This window comes from Sinobaca sp. H24, from assembly GCF_023845525.1.
Genome location: NZ_JALBWT010000018.1, coordinates 51,083 through 73,967, shown reverse-complemented (window position 1 = coordinate 73,967; position 22,885 = coordinate 51,083). Strand labels below are relative to the sequence as shown.

Sequence of the window (22,885 nt, the reverse complement as noted above, 5' to 3'; positions counted from 1 at the left end):
ATCGGCGAAAAGGAGGATGATCAAATGATCAGTGAAACATTAAAGCAGAGCTTAAACGATCAAATGAATTATGAGTTTTATTCTGCAAATGCCTACTTGGCAACAGCAGCCTACTGCTCGGCGGAGGGACTGGATGGATTTGCGAATTTCTTCCTTGTGCAGGCAGAAGAAGAACGGTACCATGCAATGAAGTTTTACCACTTTTTAAACGATATGGGCGAGCGTGTAACGGTGGAAGGCAGTTCTACACCAAACAACAGCTTTTCTTCTATACTGGACTGCTTTGAAAAAAGCCTTCTCCAGGAAAAAGAAGTAACAAAGCGTATCTATCATCTGGCAGATATTGCCCTTGATGAAAGAGAACATGCAACAATGACATTTCTCAATTGGTTCATTAATGAACAAGTGGAAGAGGAAGCATTGTTTGATAACCTAATTCAAAAGCTGAACCGGATTGACCAGGACAGCAATGCATTTATTATGATGGATCAAGAATTGGGCAAACGCTCATTTACGCCGGAAGATTAAGTTTGATACAGGGGAGGCGGCAGCCTCCTCTTTTTTATGGAATATAATAAATTCCTGGTACATATAAACATAATAAATAGGTACAATATACTGACTAAAGAACTATTAATTAGGAAAAATTATGGTAAAATAAAAGCATGAGCAAAGGAGATGTATCATGCGTGGATATACATATTATGTAGAATGCAAGTACTATGGTCGCTGGATCCGCCTGTTTAATCAATCTATTATTAGTGCAGATGAATACAGATCAATTAACGATAATCAGCTTTTTCTGCCATATTATAAAAATTGGGAATGGGGCGAGGATCACCAGTATTATGTCCGCCAGCTGGAAGAACGTCCTCTTCGTATAACGAAAATGATTAAAAACGATCGACTTCCGCACTGTTTGAAGTCGAAATCTATATTTGAACTCAGAAAATGGCAGTTAACGAAGGATGGTATCCTAGCTACCGAATATAAAATGCTGCACGCGATGCATGCATAAAAAAACAGAAGATCAGCCCGGAATTTTTATTTCCGGGCTGATCTTTTTTTTGATGGAAATAAGAAAAGCTTATGTTTTTTCCATACGGAAAATCCACAGGTAGAGCGAAAAGGAGACAGCTGCCAGAACGGCCATCACGATAAAAGCCTGGTGTACGCCGGCATACAGCGACTCCTGATAGTTCATATCAGGACCGCCGCCGGCACTGACAACGGTGGAAAGCAGAGTGACGCCGAGCGCCATACCAAACTGGCGGATCGTACTGCTTAAAGCCGTCCCGTGAGCCAGCTCCTCCCGGGGCAGATCATTCATACCCGCCGCAACCTGGGGCATCATCGTCATACCAATGCCCGCCATAAACAAACAGAAGATGGCGGTGATAAAAATAACAGATGTATCCGGCTGCATGAAAATAAATAAAATGACGGAAGAAATCAGAAGGACGAAACCGGTATTAATTAACCATTTCCCGCCGTATTTATCATAAGCCATGCCCCCGGCAAGAGACATGAAGGCAAGAACGGCCGTGCCGGGCATTAATATAAAGCCGGAGACGAACGCGCTGCTGCCCTGTACATCTTGAGCAAACAGAGGCAGAATCGTTTCCGTTGATAACAGAAGAATGCCTACAAAAAACACGGATCCCGTCGTAAGAGCATATACGGGATAACGAAACACCCGGACGTTTAATATAGGAGCTTTCAGCCACAGCTGACGTCTTCCGAATATATACAGGCTGACCATACCAGCGGCGACAGGTCCCCAAACGCTCCAGTGCAGCAGGCCGGCTGTGCTGATGTAGCTGGAGCCGACGAGCAGACCGGTCAAACCGAATGTAGAAAGCAGCACGGAAAGTATGTCAAATCGGGTTTCCCGCTGCTCGGTTATATTTTTTAAGTAAAAGAGGGCTAACAGCAGCAGCAGAAAAGTCGGCGGCAGAATAATCCAGAATAAATGCTTCCACGTATACATATCAATAATATAACCGGAAACTGCGGGTCCCGTGGCCGGTGCTACGTTCATAACTAGGCCAAGCAGACCCATCGCCTTGCCGCGCTGTTTGACTGGAAAAATAAGCAGCAGCACCGTCTGCACGAGAGGAAGCATAATGCCTGCGCCAACCGCCTGAATCACCCGGGATAAAATGAGCACAGCAAAACTCTCAGACAGAAGCGCAAGAAGTGTACCAGCTGCCAGGAATAAGAAGGAGGTCAGCACGAGACCCCGCGTCGTAAACCGGTCAATTAAGTAACCGCTCATTGGAATAAACACAGCAGATGTTAATAAAAACGCGGTTGTGAGCCACTGTACCTGGGCCGCATTAATATTGAATTCTTCCATAAGCGTAGGGAACGCTGTAATTAATAGAAACTGATTAAATAAAAACAAAAAGTTCCCTCCGACAACAATAAAAATTATCAGCCGCTTCTGCGCGGTACTAAGCGTGACCATGTTCATTTCCTCCTTTAAAGCATCCTTTTCTATTGTAACAAGACCTATAAAGAAAAGCAGGGAAATATATCCATGGAAAGATAGACCCGCAACTATTGGCATTTGACGAAGAGTTGGGAATATTTTACTCTGAATATAAATGTAAGCATTTACATTTAATATGTATACAGGGGGTATTTGATGTATTCGAAAAAATGGCTGGTTGGCGTCTCGTCATTGTTGATTCTTCCTTTAACCGCAGCTGGAACAGTTGGAACGGTGCAGGCATCCATTCCGGATGAAGGAACAGGGGAATCGGAATATCAGGAAGAGGAGCAGAATATTGAAAATGTTATAGTGCTGATTGGGGACGGTTTGGCAGCAGGTCAGCTTGAGGTATCCAGGGCGCTGGAGTATGGGAAAGAAGATTTATTTCATATGGAACAGCTTCCGAATGTAGGGCTGATGCAGACGTATTCGAACGATAATCATGTTACTGATTCAGCGGCAGCAGGTTCAGCTATGGCCACGTCGCAAAAAACCGACAATGGTATGGTATCTATGACGCCTGATGGCGAAAGTCATGAGACGATTTTAGAGGCTTTTCAGGAGCAGGGAAAAATGACGGGAGTCGTTGTAAATAATTCTGTCACAGATGCAACGCCTGCCGCGTATACGGCCCACACAGACAGTCGGGATAACCACGAGGACATTGCTCGTCAGCAGTTTGACAGCCAATACGATATATTATTTGGGGGCGGCCTGGAGAACTTCCTACCTGAAGCACAGGAAGGAGAAGATTTGACGGAGCGTTTTCAGGAGGAAGGTTATGAATTTGTCCAGACAAGAGAAGAGTTGATGAATGCCCCGGTTACTGACAAAATGCTCGGACTATTTGCCGACGGTAATATGGCGCTCGAAGCAGACATAGATCAGATGGAAGAGGAGGACCAGCCGTCTCTCAGCGAAATGTCGGATGTTGCGCTTCAGGCAATGGAGCAGGATGAAGATGGATTTTTCCTAATGATTGAAGGGTCGAGAATAGACCACGCAGCTCACTTTGCCTCGGCGAACGGAGTTCATCAGGAAGTAGTGGAATTTGACCGGACGGTGGAACTGGTTCAGGAGTGGGCGTCTGAACGCGACGACACGCTTGTTGTAGTAACCTCAGATCACGAAACAATGGGGATGTCGATGACAGAAGTGATGGATGTGGAAGCATGGCAGGAGATGCCGGCGACCTCGGAGTATATGGTCGAGCAGTTTGAAATGGATGAGGAAAGTGGCATGTATACAGAAGCAAGCATGCGCTCAGCCTACGAGGAATATGCAAATATGGAGCTGACAGATGAAGACATAGAGCGCCTTCAAAACAGTCTTTATGAGGAAGACGGGGAGCCGATCGATGCCTTTTATCAAGCGGTAGAAGCTGGACTGATTATTGCAGAGCATTATCATTTGGATGTATACAGTCAGAACATTACTCAATTGAGTGAGAGCACGTCCGGTCATTCCGGCAACATGGTCCCAATCTTTGCTGACGGACCGGGGTCAGACTCATTTAATGGTGTATTTGATAACACGGACCTTTCCAAAATTATCGCAGAGGAAGCCGGAATTCCTTTTGAAGGAAGCCGTTAAAATTTTTCGTTATGTATCCTCTTTGCCGCGGGCAGAGAGGATATTTTTTGTGATTTTGTACCATTTTTTTACTTCTTTTCTTTTTTAAAACAAACAGTATAATTAAAAAGAATACATAAAATGTAAGGGAGACAGAAACATGAAACATTGGATGATCGTTTTGACCGCGGCACTGCTCTTATTGGCAGTACTTCCGGCAGAGGATACGTCTGCGGCTCCGTCCGGCAAAGCGTATAACAATTACCTGGAGAAGCTGAACTGGACAGAAGAAGACATGGAAGCATACCTTGAAGGATGGTGGGTTGTTTCGCTGGATGAATTTGATACGTTGAAAGACCTGCAGGAGTTTCTCGGAGAAGAGATAACAGAAGAATCTACCGCTGTCTTTTTAAAAGAAAATAATCTCACGCGGGAAGAGCTGGATGTGCTTCTGGCCGAAGATGGCCTTGTATTGGAAGACCTGCGGTTTATAGATGATTTGATTGAGTATATTCCTTATGATGAAGAATGGGAAGAGGAGGTCTGGGAAGATGACTTTTCAGACATCGGTTTAACAGCAGAGGAAATCGATGCGTTAACGGCCCATCTGGAGAAAACAGCTGAACAGACCGATCAATTTGAAGAAAAGCTGTTCAGCCTGCTGGACGAGTCTGCTGATTTTTCGGAATGGATGGATGAATTAGTCTGGACGGAAGAACAGAAAGAAACATTCGCGAACTGGTGGAACGAGCTTTTGGCTCTGCTTGATATATCCGTGTCGTTTGCAGAGGAAACCGGAGGCGTAAAAACAGCGCTCTCCTTTAACGATCTGCTTGATATGGAAAGCTGGACAATTGATATTTTGTGGATAGAAATTTATGACAGAGAAGGAAACCTGCTGGCAGATTTATTTTTTGATACTGCCTTTATTGATGAATTTGGCGATGTAGAATCGCTGTCTGCTGTAGAAGAAGCGGCCGCAGAACAAATCATTACAGCGGGTCCTTCTGTATCTGGAGAAAAAACAGAGGAACCGGCTGAGAAAGAGGGCGGAAAGCTCCCTGACACAGCCGCACATAACCTGTCATACATGCTTGCTGGCTTAGCAGCCGCCGGCTTCGGCTCCCTGCTTTTGCTGCGAAAAAGAAAAACAGTAAAAAAAGTCCCTGTGCTGAAAAATCTGTACAGGGGTTCTTATTTTAGAGAAGCTCCATCAAGTCCCCTTAAAATTGTGGTTGCCAAACAAGCTAAAAAAGATTATTATGAAGGAAATAATTAATTTGTTTAGTAAACAAATTAAAAAAGGATGAGTATTGATGACTAAAGATAAAACCTTTTATATGACAGAAAATGAAATGAATACGCTTACGCTGCACTGTCCATTTTATGAAGTATATGTTTCTATCTATGTATTGAAGACAGATATTATTAGAGTATCTATGACCAGGCACTCTCCGAATATTCCTATTAATTCATGGGCGGTGGCTCCAGGAGATACAAATATGCCAATGGAAGGAATGCCGCGGCATTCCATTTCCGATCTTTTTGACCTGCCTTCTTATGAACTGGAAGAAAGGAATACAGAGCTTGTTATTACAACAGAAAAAATAAAGCTTGTGATTAATAAAGCGCATCTGCATTTAACCTGGTATGCAATAGATGAAAACACAAAAGAGCACATATGGGCAGCAGAAGACCGAAGCACCCAGGCCTATTTCTTTCAAATTGCCAAAAAAGCACCGGTTTCTCATTATGTAACGAGAAAACCAGGGGAGTTATATTTTGGACTTGGAGAAAAAACAGGCAATGTCAATAAATACGGGGAGCGTTACCGCATGCTCAATATTGATGCAATGGGGTATGACGCAGAAAAGACAGATCCGCTTTATAAACATATTCCTTATTATGTCACCTATTCCGAGCCGAGTGGCCTTGCTTACGGGCTCTATTACGATGACTATAATGAATGCGCTTTCGATTTAGGGAAAGAAAAAGATAACTATCACGGCAGCTATCGCTATTTTGAAACACGCTCTGAGTTTCTGGATTACTATTTTATTCTCGGTCCAAGCGTCCCGGACGTCACGAAAACGTTCTCCTGGCTGACCGGCCGCCCAGCGCTGATGCCTAAATGGAGCTATGGCTATTCCGGCTCGACGATGACATATACGGATGAACCCCGCTCCCAGGAACGTCTTGGGGAATTTATTGAAAACTGTAAAACGCATAACATTCCATGTTCTTCTTTTCATTTATCATCCGGTTACACTTCTATTGAGGATAAAAGATATGTTTTTCACTGGAATCGGGAGAAGTTCCCGGAGCCTAAACGATTTACCGAGGATTTTCATAAAGAAGGCATAAACATTATTGCGAATATCAAACCGAGTCTGCTCGTGAACCACCCTAAATTTCATGAAGCATCCGAGCAGGGAATGACGATTAAAAACGAAGACGAGGAACCTTTGCAGCAGCAGTTTTGGGATGATCTTGGTGTTTATCTGGACTTTACGAATGAAAAAACGATCTTATGGTGGAAAGAAAACGTAAAAGAACAGCTCCTTCATAACGGAATCGATTCGACCTGGAATGATAATAACGAATTTGAAGTATGGGACCCGGATGCCGTTATTGATTTATTCGGCAAGAAGGGAAGGTTCCAGGATCATCGTGCTATTTTCCCGATGCTGATGACGAAAGTATCTCTGGCAGCACAACTGGAGCATGATCCTGGACGCCGGCCTTTTCTTGTTACGAGATCGGGAAGCGCTGGAATCGGCAGATATGCCCAAACATGGACAGGAGATAACGACACGAGCTGGCATACATTGAAGTACAACATCAAAATGGCAATCGGACTCAGTCTCTCTGGTGTATATAACTTTGGTCATGATACCGGCGGCTTTGCCGGAGGAGCGCCGGAGCCGGAGCTTCTCCTGCGCTGGATTCAGAGCAATATTTATTATCCGCGCTTTACCATTCATTCCTGGAATGACGATAACACAGTAAACGAGCCCTGGATGTACCCGGAAATTACAGAAAAGGTGTCGAACACGATGAACTGGCACCGCATGCTTGCCGGTTATTTATATTCTATAGGCTGTCATTCATCGAAAGCATATGAACCTATTATCCGTCCGGTCTTTTATAATTTCCCGGAAGATTCGGTTTCCTACAAGGAAAACGATGAGTTCATGCTCGGCGGGGATCTGCTTGTGTGCACGATTGTCGAACCGGAGCAGCGGGAGAGGAGAGTATATCTTCCAGAGCACGAGGGGGGGGTACGACCTCTACACGGAAACATGGTATGAAGGAGGGCAGGAAGCAGCCGTTCCGGCGCCGCTGGAGTATACACCGGTGATGATAAAGGGCGGCAGCATTCTTCCTATAGAGGAAAAGGAAGCAGTAAGAGTCCAGCTTTATCCAACCGCAAAAGAAACAATAACTTCTTTTTCTTATTACATCAGCACAGAAAAGCATGGAAAAGAAGAAATCGCTTCGTTCGATATAAAAATGGAAACAAACAGTACGGCGATTTCTCTTTCTATTCATCAAAATGGTTCGATAGGAGATATACCGCAGCAGTTTACCTTTCACACGCCTTCCTCTGAAACGAGAGCGCTTTGGGTCAATGGAGAAGAAACAGCGTTATTTCACACATAAAGAGAGGGGTAACATACGATGAAAAAAAGTTATATCTGGCTTCCTCTGCTGCTTCTGGCAGCAGCCGGCTGTCAACAGGCAGCAGGAGAAGAAGAGGTCAAAGAATTAACGCTTGCCCATAATCAACCTACGGATCATCCTATTCACTTGTCGCTGGACCGTTTTGCAGAGCTGGTGGAGGAGAAGTCGGATGGAGAGCTTCTTATCGATATTTATCCAAATGGAGAGCTGGGCAGTGAAAGAGAAGTAATCGAGAATACGCAGTTCGGCACCGTTGATATTTCCAAAGTAAGTGCAAGTGCGCTCGAGGGATTTGATCCAATCTACTCTATATTCAGTCTTCCCTATATGTTTGAAAGCGAGGAGAGCTTTAAGCAGGTGATGGCGGATGAAGAAGTAACGGATGAAATTTATCTGAATACAACGGATATAGGCTTCAGAGGCCTTACGTATTACGATGCAGGCGTACGAAATATGTATACGAAAGACCGGATTATTGAAACAGCGGATGATATGGCTGGGTTAAAAACGCGGGTGCAGCCAAGCCAGACCAGCGTACAGATGATTGAAGCGATTGGCGGAACGCCGACACCAATGAGCTACGGCGAAGTATATACAGCACTCCAGTCCGGTGTTATTGACGCCGCGGAAAATAATGAAACCGCATTAGTAAACAGCAGCCACGGAGAAGTAGCCAAGCATTATTTTATAACAGAGCACGCTATTGTACCGGATATGCTCATTATGAATGATGACACATATAGTGATCTAACCGAGGAAGAACAGCAGGTTATCGAAGAAGCTTCTGAAGAATCGACGGCTTATCACGAAGATGTATGGGCAGAAATGGTTGAAGAGTCCGTTGAGATTGCTAAAGAGGAAATGGGTGTCACATTCTACGACATGGACAAGCAGTCCTTTATTGACGCTGTTCAGCCGCTGCATCAACAATTTCAGGAAGATCCTGATACGGCAGACATTTATGCCCGGATGAAGGAGGAGTCGTAAGGTGAAACTGGTTAAAAAGACGCTGGATAAACTGCTTCTTATCGTTAACGCATTTCTCATTACGGCGATGACGACCTTATCGATATGGCAGGTCATTGCCCGGTACTTTCTGGATGCACCGAGTACTACCAGTGAAGAAATTATTCGTTTCATGCTCATATGGTTCACGCTTTTGACGGCCACATACGTTCTCGGTCAGCAGCAGCATATTTCGATTACGTTTATTAAGGAAAAGCTGAGCTCCGGCTGGCAGAAAGGGTTAAACCGGTTCGTAAACGTATTATGGATTGTTTTTGGAGTAGTGGTCATGATCGCAGGAGGCATATGGCTGCTTTCCTACACCTTTACTGAAGTGGCGCCGGCTACCGGGCTGTCCATGCTGTTTGTTTACAGCGCGCTGCCTGTATCCGGATTGTTGATGACTATTTACGCTGTCGTCCACCTCATAACACCGCAGGTATATTCTGAAAATAGAGAGGAGACGGGCCAATGACTTTACTAGCCAGCCTCATGTTATTTGGTATTCTGGGGGTTCTGCTTCTGCTCGGTGTCCCGATTGCCCTGTCGATTGCTTTAAGCTCCGTGTTAACAATCAGTCTGGTACTGCCTTTTGATGTTTCCATTATTACGGCGGCCCAGCGTCTGGCAACCGGGGTCGATAATTTCACGATATTGGCTATTCCGCTGTTTGTTTTGGCCGGTACGATTATGAACAATGGCGGCATTGCCTTTAAATTAATTAACCTGGCGAAAGTTCTTGTTGGAAGGCTTCCGGGTTCGCTCGCTCATACAAATGTAGTCGGCAACATGCTGTTTGGTTCTATTTCCGGCTCCAGTGTGGCAGCGGCGGCTGCGATGGGACGGATTATGACGCCGATGGCTCTTCGGCAGAATTACTCCCGGACTTATACGGCAGCTGTTAATATCGCTTCCGCTCCGGCAGGTCTTCTTATTCCTCCGAGCTCGATGCTGATTGTGTATTCACTGGTCAGCGGGGGAACGTCAGTAGCTGCTCTATTTATGGCCGGGTATCTGCCTGGTATTCTATGGGGCCTTGCTGTTATGACGGTTGCTTACGTGTATGCGAAAAAAAGAAAGTATCCGGTCTCAGAGAAAATAAGCTGGAAGGACCGCGCGTTTATTGCGGTAGATGCCATTCCCAGCCTGCTGTTAATTGTCATTGTGATCGGGGGTATCGTAGCCGGGATCTTTACGGCCACCGAGGGTGCGGCAGTAGCTGTACTATATGCTCTAGTACTTTCTCTCATCTATAGACAATTGAAATTAGATCAGTTTAAAACAATTTTTAAAGAAACCATTGAAATTACAGGGATGATTTTATTTCTTATCACCGCATCGTCTTTGTTTTCGCTCGTGATGTCCTATACAGGAATTCCGTCCGGTATCAGTGAGACTCTTCTATCCCTTACAGAAAGTACGATTGTGCTGCTGTTAATTATTAATCTGATTTTGTTAATAATGGGAACGTTTATGGATATTACGCCGGCTGTATTGATTTTCACACCTATCTTCTTTCCGGTTATTACGGAGCTTGGGGTAGACCCGGTTCATTTTGGAATTATCATCGCGTTTAATCTTTGTATCGGTAACATCACGCCTCCTGTAGGAAGTGTCCTGTTTGTCGGAACGAGTGTAGCGAAAGCCAGACTCGAAGATGTGATAAAGATGCTGGTTCCTTACTTTATAGTATTGATCATTATGGTTATCGTTATTACGTTTGTACCGCAGATCAGTCTTTTCCTTCCTGAACTGTTTGATCTTTTATAAAAACAATCTGAATGACAAAGTATCTATTTTCACTGCTGGGAGTGCCGCTTGGAATGGTCCACAATCGTAATATCAAAAAATTCCTTGAAGGCTAAAGCAGTGGCGCCATAAGCACAGGCATCTTCATTAAGCCGGGAGATCTTCAGCTCATCATAGTTATTGAACTTAGACTGAAGCCGGCTGGTTAAAGCAGACAGCAGTTCCGGCCGGGCAGAAAAAAGAGCACTGTTGATGACAATACGTTCCGGATTGAAAATATTAATCACATTATTCAATCCCAGAGCCAGATAGTTTAGATAGTCTTCGAGAATGGTTCCCTGAACATCTTTATGAAACAGGGTATCCAGGCCTTCTGCTGTGAGCGAGGCTGCGTCTTGATTGAGATGTTTTAACAGGGCTTTATTGGAAGCGTACAATTCCCAGCAGCCATGGTTTCCGCATGGACAGAGAAGACCGTCTGGTTCGACAATCATATGTCCGATTTCGCCGGCGAATCCCTGAAATCCCCGGTAGATATCGAAATCCTTGATAATGCCAAGTCCGATGCCGGAATGAAGAGTCAGACAGAATAAATCAGAAACCTGTTCGTAATATACCTGCTCAGCGAAAACAGATAGGTTGGCACTATTATCCACAAAAACAGGCACATTCATTTCCTGCTCCAATCTGCTTTTGATATCTTTATCGGCCCACTCCTGTTTCGGAGTAAATATAATCTGATGGTCATTATTAACGATACCGTGAATGCCGACGCCGATTCCAACTAATGGAATGTCCTGCAGCAGAGAGCCTGCTGGAAGAATTTCTTCTTTTAATATATTTAAAAGAGATCCTGTCATTTCTTCAAAATCATGAGTGTTCAATGTAACGGAGCGTCGGTGAATGAGCTGTCCTTTGAGATCACAACACAATATATTGGTAATCTGTTCATCAATATCAATACCAATGGTAAAACCGGCCCGTTCATTAATCTCAATCATAATAGGCTTTCGTCCTCTTGTTACAGAAGCACCGGTTTCTCGTTCTACGATGTATCCTTCTTCCATCAGTTCACCAACCTGAGAAGAAATCGTTGCTTTATTTAACCCCGTAATGCGTGATAGTTCGCTTCGGGAGAGCGAGACATGTTTAATCACATTTTCTATAATAATGCGCCGGTTCATTCGTTTAATGTAGTGGGTATCTCCGGTATTCATATACATTCCTCCAGGCGCCATAGTGCGGCAGCGGTTGTTATCATTATATAATTTTTAGTTTGTCTAGTAAACAAATCAAAAGGAGAAGATAAAATGAACACATTTATGCAGGAGGATTTTCTATTAACGTCAAAAACCGCTCAAAAGCTGTATCATGACACGGCTGCTCATCTGCCTATTATTGACTATCATAACCATCTGCCTCCAGAGGAAATTGCCGAGAATAAATCGTTTCAAAATCTGGGGGAGATCTGGCTGAATGGGGATCACTATAAATGGAGAGCTCTTCGTGCCAATGGTATAGATGAATCGCTTATTACAGGAAATGCCGGCGATTACGAGAAATTCATGGCCTGGGCTGGAACCGTTCCAAAGACGCTTGGTAATCCGCTTTACCATTGGACTCATTTGGAATTAAGACGTTATTTCGGTATTACAGATCTGCTAAACGAACATACGGCTGACAAAATCTGGGGAGAGACAAAAGAAAAGCTGCAGTCTCCGGAATACTCGGTTCAGTCATTGTTAAAAAAAGATAACGTGGAATTTATCGGTACGACAGATGATCCGGCTGATCCGCTGCTCGCTCATAAGAAGCTGCAGGGGCACAGTGATTTTCAAGTGTCCCCATCCTTCCGGGCCGATCCTGCTATTTTTATTGATCAGCCTGATTACCTGAACTGGATAAAGAGAATGGAACAAACGACGGGGTCTTCCATTGAAAGCTATGAGCAGCTTTTACATGCATTGGAAAATCGAATCGACTGGTTCGATGAAATGGGATGCCGAAGCGCGGACCATGGTATTTCACACGTATTTTTTGAAAAAGCAACAAAAGAAGAAGCAGCTGGCATTTTTCAGAAAAGAAACAGGAAAAGGCTTTGTCCCATAAAGAGATAGAGCAGTACCAGACGCACATTCTGCTTTTCCTCGGCGAAAAATATGCCGACAAAAATTGGGCTATGCAGCTTCATCTTCACCCGCAGCGTAATAACAATAAGAAAATGCTGGGTATTGCAGGGAAAGACAGCGGGTTCGACTCGATCGGTGACGGTGCCGTTTCAGAAAAGCTGGCACTGCTTCTCGATCAGCTCGAGTACAAACAAAAAATGCCTAAAACTATTTTATACAGCGTGAATGCAAATAATCATGATATTTTGGCATCCATGGCAGGAAACTTTCAAAGCGGCAGCCTGCCCGGCAAAATTCAAACGGGCACAGCGTGGTGGTTTAATGATCATATTGATGGGATGGAAAACAGATGAGCTCTCTTGCTAATATCGGGCTGATTTATCATTTTATCGGCATGCTGACAGACTCCAGAAGTTTCCTGTCTTTTTCCAGACATGAATATTTCAGAAGAATCTTATGCAACATGATCGGCGGATGGGTCGAAGAAGGAAAAGCGCCAAACGATGAAGCACTGTTAAAAGAATATGTAGAGAACATCTGCTATTACAATGCCAAACGTTATTTTTCCATTGGATCATAAAAAATAAATGTTGACGCTTTCATAATGATTAGTATATGATGGGGTCAATTCACTAAACCGGTTTATGAAAAGGGAGAAACAATGAGTCGAAAAAAAGCTGTCACTATATCCGATGTAGCAAAGCATCTTAATATTTCAAAAAGTACAATTTCCCAATATCTAAACGGGCGATATGAATATATGGCAGAAGACACAAGGAAAAAAATAGAGCAGGCTATTGAAGAAATGGAGTATTCTCCTAATTCCCTGGCACAAAGTTTAAAAAATAAGAAAACCTCTACTATAGGGGTCATTGTAGCAAATATCCTTCACAGCTTTTCCACACAGATTATCCGTGCGATTGAGGATATATGCTTCAATGAAAAAGTACACGTTATTATATGCAACGCAGATGATGATCCGCAGAAAGAAGAAGATTATATTCGAATGTTAATGGCAAAGCAGGTGGATGGCTTTATTATATTTCCAACCGGAAGCAATCCCTCTGTTTACTCGAAAATGATTGCAAACCAAATACCAACTATTTTTCTGGATCGTATCATTCCGGATTTTAAAATCAATACTTTATTATTAGACAATTACAAAGCATCAGAACTTGCAGTGGAAGCTTTTTACCAAAAAGGCCATAAGAACATTGCTATGATTACAATGGAGGCTGAACATCATGTTACGCCCCGTATTGAAAGAATCGCAGGGTTCTGCCATGCGCTTGAGAAAAGAAATCTGGAGGTAAAAGAAGAGTATATTCTTTCAGATTATCTTCATAATATGCAAAACAGATTAAAGGAACTGTTCGATAAAAAGACGGCGCCCAGCGCATTTTCGCAGGCAATGATTTAACTTATTAGAGGTACTGACCTACTGTAAAAAAAATAATCTTCACATACCCGATATAAGCATAATAAGCGTAGATGATGTTTCCTTTGCAGACATTTACGAACCTGCGCTTACACAATAAGTCAGCCGGCTCACGATATTGGTGCAAAAGCAGCTTCTCTTTTACTGGATCAAATTCAGGGAAAAGAACCTCTCTCTAAAATTCATAGGTTTGCCCCTTCTTTGATTGAGCGATCGTCTGTTTCACAAAAGGTAAAAAACGGCATGAAGCTTTATAACAGCGTATATACAGTATGGCAAAATAGTTCAGCATTCATTAGGCCTGTGAAAGGGCCTGCTTTTTCACCAGTTACTAAACCGATTTAGTAAAAATCAAATTCATCAATGCAGGAGGAAATATATGAAACGAATAGTTACATTGGGAGAGCTGCTTGTCCGTTTATCGCCCCCTGGGGAGCGGACGCTGAAACAAACGATAACTGGAATGTTTATGTAGGAGGAGCGGAGATGAATGTAGCCGTTGCCTTCAGCAATCTTGGAGGACAGGCGCGGACTTTAACAGCTCTTCCTGATAATGCAGTGGGAAGAATGGCGCGGGCCGCTCTCCAGAAAGAGGGTGTTGATACATCCTTTATTTCCAGCCAGGGATCACGGGTAGGATTGTATTTTGTGGAAAAAGGAACATCAGAAAGGCCGTCAAAGGTGACCTATGATAGAGAACATTCCTCTTTTTCTGAATGGACGCCGAATACAATAGATTGGGATGCACTTTTTGACGAGGTCGGAATGCTTCATACAACAGGGATAACGCTGGCTCTTGGGAATAAAGCAAGACAGGCAGCCATTGAAGTAATCAAGGAAGCCTCCCGAAGAAATATACAGATCAGCTTTGATTTTAACTATAGAAGTAAATTATGGACGATCAGTGAAGCAAAGGAAGCTTTTCAGGAGATTCTTCCTCATGTAGATATTTGCTTTGGAAGTTCCAAAGATTTAACTCATATTCTGGGATATAAAAAAGAGAGCAATCGAATATGATCGCTGCTTTTATAAATTATAATATTAGCTGTTTTGCTTCTATGAAGAGAACGACGGAGTCCAATACAAAACATACGCTGCAGGCCTCTATTATTGATAAACAAAAAGGCGAAGCTGATTCACCCCTGTTTTCTGTTACTATTCAGGATCGAATCGGAGGCGGAGATGCTTATGCGGCAGGCCTTTTATATCAATTTCTGCATTATCCCGCAGAAAGTCTGGAGCATCAAATTCAATTTGCAGCCGCGGCAGGCGTGTTGGCTCATTCTATAGACGGTGACGCATTTGTTCTAGAAAAAGAAGATGTAGATGCTTTTATTCAAAGTCAGGATGGCAGCGGAGTTGTTCGATAACTTAAGGAGGGTGACCTAATGGATATTGGATTTAGATGGTATGGAAGAGGTAATGACAGCGTAAGCCTTGCTGACATTCGGCAGATTCCCGGTACGTCTCAAATTGTATGGGCGCTGCATCACAAGCAGGCAGGCGAACGATGGGGAAAAGAGGAAATACGCGAGGAAGTAAATTATATTCAATCACACGGCTTTAAAGCAGAGGTTGTAGAAAGTGTAAACATACACGAAGACATTAAGCTTGGACTTCCTTCAAGAGATGATCATATTGATGCCTACATCGAAACGATCCGAAACCTTGGTGAGGCGGGAGTGAAAGTTATCTGCTATAACTTCATGCCGGTATTCGACTGGATCCGGACCGATCTGGCCAAGGAAATGGAAGATGGATCGACCGCGTTATTCTATGAGAAAAGCTTAGTAAACGATGTAACCCCGGAAAAGCTGGTGGAAAGAGTACTGCAGAATCCTGATTTCACTATGCCCGGATGGGAGCCGGAAAGGCTGGCTCATATTCAACAGGTGATTAAGCAGTATGAAGAGGTTACGGAAGACGATTTGTTTGATAACCTGCAGTTTCCTGGAACGCGTCATTCCTGTATGTAAGGAGCATGACGTCAAGCTGGGCGTACACCCGGACGATCCGCCCTGGCCTGTATTTAATTTACCGCGGATTGTATCCACTCACGAGCAGTTGAGACGTATCCTGCGTTTAGTAGATAGTAAATATAATGGTTTGACGCTTTGCAGCGGTGCGCTTGGCGCCCTCGAAAAGAACAATCTGCCTGAAATGATTGTTGAGTTCAAAGACCGCATTTCATTTGCCCACGTACGAAATGTCTATCGTTATCCAAATGGAGACTTTATTGAAACATCACACCGGGAGCAGGATGGATCTGTACCGATTACCGATATTATCAAAGCGTATCACGATATCGGATTTGAAGGCTGCATCCGGCCCGATCATGGACGTCACCTATGGAATGAAAGCTGCAGGCCGGGATATGGATTGTATGATCGTGCCTTAGGAATTATGTATATGCTCGGTATTTGGGATGAGAGAGAAAAGAGGAGGAATTAAGAATGGCAGCAGAACATAAGCAGTTGAAAGGAAAAACAGCAATTGTAACGGGCGGTGGCGGCGTACTGTGCGGAGAAATGGCCAGAGCACTGGGACGGCAGGGCGTGAAGGTAGCCGTTGTCAGCAGAAAGCTTGAAAATGCCCAGTCCGTAACAGACGATATCACCCAGGCAGGTGGAGAAGCAAAGGCCTATGCCTGCGACGTATTGGATAAAAAAGATATTGAACGAGTAAATGAGGAGATTCAAAAAGATTATCCTGTTTATGACATTCTAATTAATGGAGCCGGCGGCAATCATCCAGACGCTTCTACTTCAGAAGAGATATTTGGATGGGATGAAGTGGAAGATGCCAGTAAAAATTCCTTCTTTGATCTAAAAGAGGATGCGATCCGTCATGTATTTGATTTAAATTTTACTGGTGCTGTATTAAGCACTCAGGTATTCATGAGGCATATGTTCTCAGAGCAGGGAAGCACAGTCATTAACATCTCTTCCATGAGCGCACCAAGCCCAATGACAAAAGTAATGTCTTACAGTGCAGCTAAAGCAGGAATTGAAAACTTTACCCAGTGGCTTGCTGTTCACATGGCTAAAGAAAATATTCGCTGCAATGCTATAGCTCCTGGTTTTTTCTTAACCAATCAAAACAAAAAACTGCTTTTGGATGAGAGTGGAAATTATACGGCAAGGTCTAAAAAAATAATGGATCATACGCCAATGGAGCGCTTTGGCACTCCGGAAGATCTTCTTGGTACGTTGCTGTGGCTGGCAGACCCTGAATATTCAGCGTTTGTTACGGGCATTACTGTTCCTGTAGATGGCGGGTTCATGGCATATTCTGGAGTATAAGAAAGGGTGAAAACAATGAGTGCTAAATTAGAAACACTGCAGTCACTGCTTGAAAAAAGTTGTAGCTGTAATACGTGGAAATACAACAGAAGAAGCAGAAATGATCGCCCATGGTTCAGTAGATGGAGGTATTTCCATACTGGAAATTACGTACACTGTTCCCAACGCCTCAACGCTCATTCAAAAATTAAGCGACACTTACGGCAAAAAGGCTGTTGTTGGTGCAGGAACGGTTCTTGATGAAATCACTGCTCGTTTGGCAATTCTTGCGGGAGCCGCTTTTATTGTATCGCCAAGCTTTAATAAGGAGGTAGCGATTCTTTGCAATCGCTACCGGGTTCCTTATCTGCCTGGCTGTTACACGGCGGCAGAAATGATTGAAGCTCTGGAATATGGATCAGATGTGATTAAAGTATTTCCGGGCAACACGGTTTCTCCTTCTTTTATCAGCGGAATGAAAGGCCCGCTCCCGCAGGTTCAATTGATGCCTTCTGGAGGAGTTAATGCTGAAAATGCAAAAGAATGGCTCGATAAAGGAGCAGCAGCAATCAGTATTGGGAGCAGTTTATACCAGTCGACTAGAGAAAAAGTGGCGGAAGAAGCCGGACGAGTCATAAAAAATATTAAAGTCTAAGTCTTTAGACATTCAGGCGGGGAGGGTTTGCCATGAAGAAGGCGGGATGGCTGTCAGCATTGACAGCTTTACTTATTTTTGTAAGCGGATGCAGTCAAGAGACGCAGGGAGAAGAAGTAACCACCTGGAAGTTGAATCATTTCTCTGATACGAGTCATAACTGGCATAGAACAGCTGAGTTTTTTGCAGAAAGAGTAGAAGAAAACACAGATGGTCAGGTCGTTATTGATATTTATCCGAGCGGTCAATTAGGTGACGAAACAAACACAATCAATAGTATTCAATACGGCGCTATTGATTTAACTATTACTGGAGAAACACTTCAGAATTGGACACCAAATGCTATTTTGATGGCAACACCATATGCTTTTGAAAGTCAGGAGCACATGAGGAGGATTATTGAAGGAGATATAGGCAGAACAATTGAAGAAGACATTCAAAAAGATGCCGGTCTTACCCCACTACTTTATATTGAAAGGTCTCCAAGGAACCTCACATCAAATGCTCCCATACATTCTCCGGAAGATATACAAGGATTTGATATGAGAGTGCCGAATGTACCTCTTTTTGTAGATGTGTGGTCAGAAGCGGGTGCCAATCCTCAATTAATCAGCTTAAGTGAAGTTTTTACAGCATTGCAGCAAGGTGTTATTCAGGGCCAGGAAAACCCGAATGATTTGATTCAAAGTAATGGTTTTTATGAAGTACAGGATTATATTAATGAGACAGAACATGTCCGTTCATGGATTTATATAACAGTAGGCAATGAGCAGATGGAATCACTGCCGGAAGACCAGCAGCAGGGAGTACTCGAAGCGGCTGAAGATGCTCAGGAATTTGCAAGAGAGCTTTATGAAGAAGATGTGGAAACAGTGGAAAATACTCTTCGTGAAGAAGGAGTTCAATTTAACGAAGATGTTGACCAGGAAGCATTTCGCGAAGCAATGATCCCGGCGATTGAAGAAAATTTAGAGCCGGAGCAGCAGGAACTGTACAGGCAGATTCTAGAGGAAGGGGAGGATGAGAATTGAAATGGGCAGACACTCTGGATAAAACACTGAAATGTATAGCAGGAAGCTTGTTTGTCATACTTCTTGGAGTTGTTGTTTTGCAAATCGTTCTCCGCTACCTTCCTTTCTCATTTATTTGGACGGAAGAGTTAACAAGGTATCTTTTCGTTTATACAATCGCCGTAGCAGCTCCGCTTGCATTGAGGAGAGACGAATTTGTTAAGGTGGACTTATTTTTTAGAATACTGTCAGCTAAAAATAAAAAGATATATGAAAGCGCTATCCATATTTTGATATTAATTTTCAGCATTTTTTTACTTGTGGAAGGTATTCGTTTCTTTGCTTTGGGTACTTTATTTAGTTCTCCAACAGTGGGGGTTTTGATGAGTTATATATACGCTTCCGTTCCGTTGTTAGCTATCCTGCTGATTGTTTATTGTATTATCTCTATATTGGATCGGCGTAATGGCAGAAATGCGGAGGAGGAGTCATCATGACAGCTGTATTGTTGATAGGATTGTTTTTAATTCTGATGGGCATAGGGGTACCGATTGCTTTTAGTTTAGCTGTTTCCTCCCTAATCTACTTATTAATAAGCGGCGTTCCGTTGACCATTGTTCCACAGACAATGTTCGCTGGAATAAATTCTTTTGTTCTTCTTGCCATTCCTGCCTTTATTTTGGCAGGTAACCTTATGAATAATGGAGGAATTACAGACCGGATTATTCAATTTTCCAACGCTTCTGTAGGAAGAATAAGAGGGGGTCTGGGGTTAACTAACGTTGCTTCGTCCCTTGGCTTCGGAGGGATAAGCGGAACAGCGCTCTCTGATACAGCCAGCATCGGATCTGTAATGATTCCAGCTATGAAAAAACAGGGGTACGGTGCTGGTTTCTCTGCCGCCGTCACCTCCATGTCTTCTACTGTAGGCCCGATGATTCCTCCTTCCCTGCCTATGATTATTATTGGAACATTGGCCGGCGTCTCTATAGGCGATTTGTTTCTTGCCGGTGCGGTACCGGGAATTTTACTCGCTATTGGTTTTCTCATTGTAACGTACATCATTTCCGTTAAACGTCAATATCCAAAGGAAGAAGCACAGCCATTAAAGGCAGTATTGAAATCATTTTTGGGGTCTTTCTGGGCATTGCTGATGGTTATTATCATTTTATGGGGAATTCTGGGCGGTTATTTCACACCTACAGAAGCGGCCGTGGTAGCAGTTATTTATGCACTGATTATTGGAGGACTTATATACCGAGAATTAAAATGGAAGGAAGTTCCAAAAATTTTAGCAGACACTATTATTGCGACAGCAGCTATTCTTCTGCTGGTAGGCTTTGCTAATCTTTTTGGATGGATTTTAGTGAGTGAAGGTATTCCAACAGCTGTAGCTGAAAGCATACTGTCGATAACAGAAAATCCAATTCTTATTACGCTGCTTCTGCTGCTGCTTTTAATAGTAGTAGGTATGTTTTTAGAAACTATTGCAGCACTTACGATTCTTTTTCCAGTGCTTTTGCCTATCGCTACATCCATTGGTATGGATCCGGTGCATTTTGGTGTTGTTATGGTATTAACCTTGATGATTGGACTATCTACACCTCCGGTAGGAGTCTGCTTATTTGTAGCTTCTGATTTAGCAGATGTATCTATTGGGGAAGCCTTTAAAGAAATGATTCCATTTCTGGGAGTGGCCCTGATAGTGCTTTTATGTGTAAGTTTTATTCCGTCATTGTCATTATTTTTACCAGGTTTATTTGAATAGGAGGAACAAATATGAAAGCTATACGAGTAACGGAGCCCGGTACTTTGGAAATAGTGGAAGTGGAGAAGCCCGCTTTACAATCAGAAGAAGAAGTACTTGTTAAAGTAACGGCAGCAGGCATCTGCGGTTCTGATATGCATATTTATCATGGGAGCAATCCCTTTACCGTTTATCCTAGAGTGATAGGGCATGAAGTGACAGGCATAGTAGAGGAAACAGGTTCAGAGGTTACGGGTTTACAAAAGGGAGACCAGGTAGTACTGGAGCCAATTGAAAGCTGCGGCATCTGCTATGCATGTAGAAAAGGAAGACCAAATATCTGCAGGAAACTTGAAGTATACGGCGTGCATAGAGAAGGAGGAATGCGCGAATTTGTAACAGCACCGCAGAAAAACTGGCATAAGATAGATGACAGCATTAAGCCGGAACAGGCCGTTTTGGCAGAACCACTTACTATCGGAGCCCAGGCTACCAGCCGGGGGAAAGTAGAGCAGGGGGATACTGTCTTGATTATTGGAGCAGGACCGACCGGATTAAGCTGCCTGCAGATTGCCAAGGCCAAAGGAGCTGTGGTGCTGATATCTGATTACAATCAAGAAAGATTGAACTATGCAAAAAGCATCGGTGCGGATTATATCATAAACCCAGGGAATGAACCGCTGGAGGAAAGAGTTAAAGAAATAACAAAAGAGGAGCTTGCAAATGTTGTTATCGACGCTGTTGGAACAGCTAGAACGATAGAGCAGGCTGTAAGCCTGGCATCAGAAGCCGGCCGGGTAGTTAATTTAGGGTTCACAGATGCTGTGTCCAGCTTCACTTCATTATCTATTACGAAAAAAGAAATAGAATTAGTAGGGTCCCGTCTGCAGGCAAATAAGTTCCCTGAAATCATAAAGCAGTTAAACAATCATGAGTTAGATGCAGTTCCCTTGTGTCGCATACGTTTAATTTTACAGACGTTCATGAAGCATTCCGTCTTTTGCAGGATGATCCGGAAGCTGTCAGAAAAGCTGTTCTTTTATTTCCATAAACTCAGCTCATTAATTTATGAATGGAGGAATCGAATGCCTTCTTTACAGTGGTTGGAAGCCAAAGAGAAAACGCAGAAAAAGTTGATTCATAACGGTGTTGACAAAGAGCACGCTGCTACTATTGCAGACGTATTAATTCACGCTGATTTACGAAACGTCTCTTCCCACGGAGTTCTTCGTTTAGAGCATTATATTAATCGATTGAAAAGCGGAGGCCTTAACCCTAGTCCTGATTTTACATTTAAACAAACAGGGTATGTAACTGGAGTGCTGGATGGTGATGGTGGTTTCGGTCATGTGGTAGCTGAGCAGGCCATGAACGAAGCCATCCGCATGGCAGAAGAAAATGGTGTAGGTGTAGTTACAGCATACAACAGCAGTCATTGCGGTGCTTTGAGTTATTTTGTGAACAAAGCGGCAGAAAAGCGCTTGATTGGAGCAGCTCTTACTCATACCGATAAAGCGGTAGTACCTTTCGGAGGCAAGGAATCTTTTTTAGGTACTAACCCGATAGCCATAGGCGCTCCAGCTTTACAAGAAAACTCCTTTATCTTTGATATGGCTACTTCTAATGCAGCATTGGGCAAGGTGTTAAAGGCAGTAGATGAAAATGAGGATATTCCAGGAGACTGGGGTGTGGATAAAGATGGTGCAGCCGTTACAAATCCACGGGATGTTGTCGCCTTACTTCCATTTGGAGGACCGAAAGGCTATGGTCTTGGAGTGGTTGTTGATATCTTTTCAGGACTTTTAGCAGGAGCCGCATTTGGACCCCATATCAATAAAATGTATGGGGAATTGGATAAAAAACGAGAGCTGGGCCATTTTTTCTGTGCATTAGACCCTGCTTATTTTACAGACAAACAAGAGTTTTTAAAGAAGATGGATCAAATGATTCAGGAACTGCGGAATGCACCTGCCAAAGAAGGTGTAGAAAGGGTGTTTGTACCAGGGGAGCTGGAACAGATGAACGCAGAGAAAAACAAAGAAAAGGGTATTACAGTATCTGAGGAAACACTTAAATTTCTAAACAGTGAGGATTAAATAAAAAGCAAAAATCCCATCT

The 22,885-nt window shown here is 43.3% G+C and carries 20 protein-coding genes and 3 pseudogenes; 21 read left to right on the top strand and 2 right to left on the bottom strand.

The features are described 5' to 3' along the window. Positions 1 to 24: 24 nt before the first annotated feature. Positions 25 to 528 (top strand): ferritin, encoded by a 504-nt coding sequence (locus MMY81_RS20180; RefSeq protein ID WP_252314288.1) that lies wholly within the window; start codon positions 25 to 27, stop codon positions 526 to 528. 157 nt (positions 529 to 685) lie between these two features. Next, positions 686 to 1,018, top strand: coding sequence for a hypothetical protein (locus MMY81_RS20175; RefSeq protein ID WP_252314264.1), 333 nt, complete (start codon positions 686 to 688; stop codon positions 1,016 to 1,018). 69 nt (positions 1,019 to 1,087) lie between these two features. Here the strand turns inward: MMY81_RS20175 and MMY81_RS20170 are convergent, their stop codons facing one another. Next, a complete protein-coding gene (locus MMY81_RS20170; protein WP_252314263.1) occupies positions 1,088 to 2,470 on the bottom strand; it encodes a DHA2 family efflux MFS transporter permease subunit in 1,383 nt (460 codons plus the stop codon). A gap of 180 nt (positions 2,471 to 2,650) precedes the next feature. On the opposite strand from MMY81_RS20170, the gene MMY81_RS20165 reads away from it, so the two are divergent. The 7 genes from MMY81_RS20165 to MMY81_RS20135 all read left to right on the top strand — a co-directional run bounded on the left by MMY81_RS20165 (position 2,651) and on the right by MMY81_RS20135 (position 10,528). Further along, the gene (locus MMY81_RS20165) at positions 2,651 to 4,090 is read left to right on the top strand and encodes an alkaline phosphatase (RefSeq protein ID WP_252314262.1); all 1,440 of its coding nucleotides are present in this window, start codon (positions 2,651 to 2,653) and stop codon (positions 4,088 to 4,090) included. Between the two features lie 139 nt (positions 4,091 to 4,229). Then, a complete protein-coding gene (locus MMY81_RS20160) occupies positions 4,230 to 5,348 on the top strand; it encodes a processed acidic surface protein (RefSeq protein WP_252314261.1) in 1,119 nt (372 codons plus the stop codon). Between the two features lie 37 nt (positions 5,349 to 5,385). Further along, complete coding sequence (locus MMY81_RS20155; protein WP_252314260.1) at positions 5,386 to 7,380, top strand: TIM-barrel domain-containing protein; 1,995 nt, start codon at positions 5,386 to 5,388, stop codon at positions 7,378 to 7,380. Positions 7,381 to 7,426: 46 nt separating this feature from the next. Beyond that, a complete protein-coding gene (locus tag MMY81_RS20150) occupies positions 7,427 to 7,732 on the top strand; it encodes a hypothetical protein (protein WP_252314259.1) in 306 nt (101 codons plus the stop codon). Between the two features lie 18 nt (positions 7,733 to 7,750). Further along, the gene (locus MMY81_RS20145; RefSeq protein WP_252314258.1) at positions 7,751 to 8,740 is read left to right on the top strand and encodes a TRAP transporter substrate-binding protein; all 990 of its coding nucleotides are present in this window, start codon (positions 7,751 to 7,753) and stop codon (positions 8,738 to 8,740) included. Position 8,741: 1 nt separating this feature from the next. After that, complete coding sequence (locus MMY81_RS20140) at positions 8,742 to 9,233, top strand: TRAP transporter small permease (protein ID WP_252314257.1); 492 nt, start codon at positions 8,742 to 8,744, stop codon at positions 9,231 to 9,233. Further along, entirely contained in the window at positions 9,230 to 10,528 is a 1,299-nt protein-coding gene (locus tag MMY81_RS20135) for a TRAP transporter large permease (RefSeq protein ID WP_252314256.1), read from the top strand. The genes MMY81_RS20140 and MMY81_RS20135 overlap by 4 nt, the downstream gene beginning before the upstream one ends. A 29-nt stretch (positions 10,529 to 10,557) precedes the next feature. Here the strand turns inward: MMY81_RS20135 and MMY81_RS20130 are convergent, their stop codons facing one another. Next, entirely contained in the window at positions 10,558 to 11,724 is a 1,167-nt protein-coding gene (locus MMY81_RS20130; protein ID WP_252314255.1) for an ROK family transcriptional regulator, read from the bottom strand. 93 nt (positions 11,725 to 11,817) lie between these two features. Here MMY81_RS20130 and uxaC point away from each other — a divergent pair. The 12 genes and pseudogenes from uxaC to allD all read left to right on the top strand — a co-directional run bounded on the left by uxaC (position 11,818) and on the right by allD (position 22,863). Beyond that, positions 11,818 to 13,216, top strand: a pseudogene (gene uxaC, locus MMY81_RS20125) (glucuronate isomerase). Between the two features lie 81 nt (positions 13,217 to 13,297). Then, positions 13,298 to 14,056 carry a LacI family DNA-binding transcriptional regulator gene (locus tag MMY81_RS20120; RefSeq protein WP_252314254.1) on the top strand — a complete coding sequence of 253 codons (759 nt, stop codon included), beginning with the start codon at positions 13,298 to 13,300 and terminating at the stop codon, positions 14,054 to 14,056. A 504-nt stretch (positions 14,057 to 14,560) separates the two neighbouring features. Beyond that, positions 14,561 to 15,091, top strand: a complete 531-nt coding sequence (locus MMY81_RS20115; protein ID WP_252314253.1) for a sugar kinase — start codon at positions 14,561 to 14,563, stop codon at positions 15,089 to 15,091. A gap of 41 nt (positions 15,092 to 15,132) precedes the next feature. Continuing rightward, positions 15,133 to 15,444 (top strand): PfkB family carbohydrate kinase, encoded by a 312-nt coding sequence (locus tag MMY81_RS20110; protein WP_252314252.1) that lies wholly within the window; start codon positions 15,133 to 15,135, stop codon positions 15,442 to 15,444. Between the two features lie 18 nt (positions 15,445 to 15,462). Continuing rightward, positions 15,463 to 16,525, top strand: a pseudogene (gene uxuA, locus MMY81_RS20105) (mannonate dehydratase). Between the two features lie 2 nt (positions 16,526 to 16,527). Next, positions 16,528 to 17,376: an SDR family oxidoreductase gene (locus MMY81_RS20100; protein WP_252314251.1), complete on the top strand. Its 849-nt coding sequence runs from the start codon at positions 16,528 to 16,530 to the stop codon at positions 17,374 to 17,376. Between the two features lie 49 nt (positions 17,377 to 17,425). Continuing rightward, positions 17,426 to 18,010, top strand: coding sequence for a bifunctional 2-keto-4-hydroxyglutarate aldolase/2-keto-3-deoxy-6-phosphogluconate aldolase (locus MMY81_RS20095; protein WP_252314250.1), 585 nt, complete (start codon positions 17,426 to 17,428; stop codon positions 18,008 to 18,010). Positions 18,011 to 18,042: 32 nt separating this feature from the next. Continuing rightward, positions 18,043 to 19,041: a TRAP transporter substrate-binding protein gene (locus MMY81_RS20090; protein WP_252314249.1), complete on the top strand. Its 999-nt coding sequence runs from the start codon at positions 18,043 to 18,045 to the stop codon at positions 19,039 to 19,041. Further along, the gene (locus MMY81_RS20085; RefSeq protein ID WP_252314248.1) at positions 19,038 to 19,517 is read left to right on the top strand and encodes a TRAP transporter small permease; all 480 of its coding nucleotides are present in this window, start codon (positions 19,038 to 19,040) and stop codon (positions 19,515 to 19,517) included. The genes MMY81_RS20090 and MMY81_RS20085 overlap by 4 nt, the downstream gene beginning before the upstream one ends. Beyond that, positions 19,514 to 20,788: a TRAP transporter large permease gene (locus MMY81_RS20080; protein ID WP_252314247.1), complete on the top strand. Its 1,275-nt coding sequence runs from the start codon at positions 19,514 to 19,516 to the stop codon at positions 20,786 to 20,788. Before MMY81_RS20085 ends, MMY81_RS20080 begins: the two co-directional genes overlap by 4 nt. A gap of 11 nt (positions 20,789 to 20,799) precedes the next feature. After that, positions 20,800 to 21,818, top strand: a pseudogene (locus MMY81_RS20075) (zinc-binding alcohol dehydrogenase family protein). Between the two features lie 34 nt (positions 21,819 to 21,852). Further along, a complete protein-coding gene (gene allD / locus MMY81_RS20070) occupies positions 21,853 to 22,863 on the top strand; it encodes an ureidoglycolate dehydrogenase (protein ID WP_252314246.1) in 1,011 nt (336 codons plus the stop codon). The last annotated feature ends 22 nt before the right edge of the window (positions 22,864 to 22,885 follow it).